Below are 3,033 nucleotides of genomic sequence, written 5' to 3'. Positions count from 1 at the left end.
GAGGGTTTCGCCGCTCTGCTGAGCGATTTGAAGGAGCGGTCGGGCCTGAGTTACGGGGTCCTGGCGAAGCGGCTGCATGTGGGGACCTCGACGCTGCATCGGTATGTGCAGGGGGAGACTGTGCCCCCGGAGTACAGCGTCATAGAGAAGTTCGCGCGGTTGACCGGAGCCTCCGCGACGGAGATGGCGACGCTTTATCGGCTGTGGATGGCGGCGGTCGAGGCGCGTTCCTCAACGGCTGCTGAGACAGCGGTGATTGCTGAGGCGGCTCCGGAGGAGCCGGCGGCTTCCTCTGTAGAACTCCCTCCCATCGAACCTCCTGAGGTCTCTGCGTCCGCTGTTCCCCCTGCTGTTCCTTCGCGAGGACGTCGCCGCCTGCTTCCCGCGCTTGCCGTGCTCGCCGTCGTGGGAGTCGGGGCGGCTGTGGCCGGTGTCGCTTTCGCGTCCTCGGGATCCGATGGTCATCCCGCTGCGGGCTCTGGGCCGAGTTCTCTACAGAGTTCGTCTTCCCTCTCTACTTCTCCCTCCCCATCCGACTCCGCCTCTGCCTCGTCTCCCTCTAGCTCTTCCTCCGCTCCTTCGTCTCTACAGAGTTCGTCGAGCGCGTCCTCTTCTCCCTCTTCCGTTGTTTCCTCTTCCTCCGGTTCGCCTATCGCCGTGACCATCCGTCCCTACCAGTGGGAGGACAAGTGCGAGCAGTGGTACCTGCTGAACAGGAAGCCGAGCGAGGTTCCTCCTCCGCCGGCCGCGCAGGACGCCAGGGGTTGGGCCGCCGCGCTGGGCGCCGTGCCGGCGGGCACGATGAAGATCGAGCTGGCCGTGCAGGGGACGGCGTCGAACGCGGTGGTCCTGTCGGGGCTGCATGTGCGGACCGTCAGTAAGGCCGCGCCGCTGCCCTGGTCCGCGTTCTCCATGGCGTCGGGGTGCGGGAGCGGGATCCAGCCGGTGTCGTTCGACGTCAATCTGGACGTCGACCGGCCGCTGGCGAATCCCAAGGCGGGGCAGCAGGGCGACACGGTGGTTCCCGCGGTGGACTTCCCCTTCAAGGTGTCGCAGTCCGATCCGCAGGTGCTGACGGTCTATGCGCACGCGCACGCGGTGAACGTCGCGTGGTACCTGGAGCTGGACTGGAGCAGCGGGAGCCGGTCCGGGACCGTGCGGATCGACGACCACGGCAAGCCGTTCCAGACCAGCGGGGCGAAGGGGCGTCCGATCTACGACTACGACACCGGCTCGAACAGCTGGTTGATCGACGACACGGCGACCGTGAACTGACGCCCCTGCGAGGTACCGCCTTTAGCGCGCTACTCCGCGGCGGGCTACTCCGTGCCGGACTCCAGAGTCTCGGCGGCCTTCTTCAGGCCCTCGGCCTCCATCACCACGTACTGGCGGGTGAGCTTGCCGTAGAACATGGCGATGAGTCCGCTGAGCGCGCCGGATTGCTCGATGCCGAGGACCATGCGTGCGTGGCCCTCGCCCTTGTCCTCCACGCGGTGGATCGCGCGGACCTTGACCCCGGTGGCCTTCATCTCCCAGACGAAGGACTTGCCGGGTTCGCATTCGGTGACCGTGTAGATGGCGGCCTTCAGCTTCGGCTGGGTGACGCGTGCGCTGCTGCCGACGGCCAGGTCGCCCTGCTGGAGGCGTTCGACCGTGGTCATGGAGGCCGACCATTCGGGCCAGGACTCCACGTCGGTCAGGGTGCGCCAGACGGTGGCCGGGGTTGCGTCGATGTCGATCGTGGTTTGGAACTTCATCAGGATTCCCTCCCTACGCTCCCACCCCCTTTGTACCGCAGGGGCTTTACTCGCCTTTCAAGACCCCTCCTCTAGACGCTTGAGGAGCACGGGGACGTGGCTGTGCTCGACGTCCTTAGCGGCGGTGATGAGCGTGACGGTGTGCTTGGCGTGCAGAGCGCGCACCTCTGCGAGCGCGGCCTGTTGGGACTCTCCGTCGAGCTCGGCGTTATAGCGCGCTTCGAACTCTGCGTACTCATCGCGGTGCGCATGGAGCCACTTACGGAGTTCGTTGGAGGGCGTCACGTCTATGGGCCACAGGTCGAGCGCGGCCTCTTCCCGGCCCACGCCTCGCGGCCACAGCCGATCCACCAGGACCCGCTTGCCGTCCGCCTGGGACGCAGCGCTATAAGCCCGCTTCATCCTGTAGTCGCCACTCATGGAGCCAGGCTAATAGGCCTCCGCGCGCGGGACCGGTCTGTAAGGCTGACCGTGTGACCATTTGGGACGAGACCACGGACAGCACCAAAGAGCTCGTGTTCACCGCGCTGGACTACGCGCTGGAGAACGCACAGCTGTCGGACCAACCCTTCACGCCCTTCTCCTTCGCACGTCGCGAGGACGGCACCGCCACCCTCACGCGCTTCGCCGTCAGCCCCGGCGCGGACGTCCCCGAGACCATCGACGCCGCCCGCGAGTACCTGGCGACCGCCGAGGCGGGCACCACGGCCATCACCCTCGCCTACGACGGCTATACGACGTACGAGGGGGAGCGCACCGAAGCCGTCTTCGTCGAAGCCCACCAACTCGACCTCGACCGCGCCCTCATCCTCGCCCAGCGCTACCTCCGCACCGACGGCGAACTGCAACCCCTCGGCGACCCCATGCTCCAGGCGGAGTTGGCCCCCCTGGTGCTGGGCGTCGCGGCGAGCGACGGGGCATCCGACTGCGGAGCCTGATGCCGCCGCGCAAACAGCCTCGGCAGCCACATCCTCCCCACACCCGTGTCAGGGACCTGCCGCCCAAACACAGGTGACTTCGCGGATACGCCCCTCAACGGCCACTTCATACCTTCGGTGCAGCCCACAACCGCGGGCTGCACCGAAGGGGGAGAAATGACCGACACTCGACGCCGCATCACACTGGCCGCGGTCCTCATAGCGCTGCCGCTCACCACAGCGGCCTGCTCGTCCTCGACCTCATCGCCGAAGAACGCCACATCCGGCCAGTCGACAACCGCCCCCCTCGGCCAACAAGCAGCAGCCGCCAACCCCAACCCCGCCGGCAAGTTCCCCGC

Annotated in this window: 5 protein-coding genes and 2 pseudogenes; 4 read left to right on the top strand and 3 right to left on the bottom strand. The window is 67.1% G+C overall.

The genetic code is table 11. The annotated features are described in order from the left end of the window. Positions 1–15 precede the first annotated feature (15 nt). A pseudogene (locus tag GWK61_RS61315) lies at positions 16–183 on the top strand (helix-turn-helix domain-containing protein); the annotation flags it as partial. A 278-nt stretch (positions 184–461) separates the two neighbouring features. Here the strand turns inward: GWK61_RS61315 and GWK61_RS58050 are convergent. Next, positions 462–665, bottom strand: a complete 204-nt coding sequence (locus tag GWK61_RS58050) for a hypothetical protein (protein ID WP_228564506.1) — start codon at positions 663–665, stop codon at positions 462–464. On the opposite strand from GWK61_RS58050, the gene GWK61_RS58045 reads away from it, so the two are divergent. Beyond that, a complete protein-coding gene (locus tag GWK61_RS58045) occupies positions 658–1,275 on the top strand; it encodes a hypothetical protein (RefSeq protein ID WP_228564505.1) in 618 nt (205 codons plus the stop codon). The two genes, GWK61_RS58050 and GWK61_RS58045, sit on opposite strands and share 8 nt — an antisense overlap. Before the next feature lie 44 nt (positions 1,276–1,319). Here GWK61_RS58045 and GWK61_RS53625 read toward each other — a convergent pair whose 3' ends face one another. After that, positions 1,320–1,757: an SRPBCC family protein gene (locus GWK61_RS53625; protein WP_194922127.1), complete on the bottom strand. Its 438-nt coding sequence runs from the start codon at positions 1,755–1,757 to the stop codon at positions 1,320–1,322. A gap of 57 nt (positions 1,758–1,814) precedes the next feature. Beyond that, entirely contained in the window at positions 1,815–2,177 is a 363-nt protein-coding gene (locus GWK61_RS53620) for a DUF488 domain-containing protein (protein WP_194922125.1), read from the bottom strand. Between the two features lie 53 nt (positions 2,178–2,230). Here GWK61_RS53620 and GWK61_RS53615 point away from each other — a divergent pair, with 53 nt between their 5' ends. Both GWK61_RS53615 and GWK61_RS53610 read left to right on the top strand, forming a co-directional pair. After that, positions 2,231–2,695, top strand: coding sequence for a hypothetical protein (locus tag GWK61_RS53615; RefSeq protein ID WP_194922124.1), 465 nt, complete (start codon positions 2,231–2,233; stop codon positions 2,693–2,695). A 156-nt stretch (positions 2,696–2,851) separates the two neighbouring features. Next, a pseudogene (locus tag GWK61_RS53610) lies at positions 2,852–3,033 on the top strand (hypothetical protein); the annotation flags it as partial.

This window comes from Catenulispora rubra (assembly GCF_015356825.1).
In the GTDB taxonomy this organism is placed as follows: Bacteria; Actinomycetota; Actinomycetes; order Streptomycetales; family Catenulisporaceae; genus Catenulispora; species Catenulispora rubra.
The sequence above is the reverse complement of the archived record's forward strand: the minus strand, read 5'-3'. Positions and strand labels throughout refer to the sequence as shown.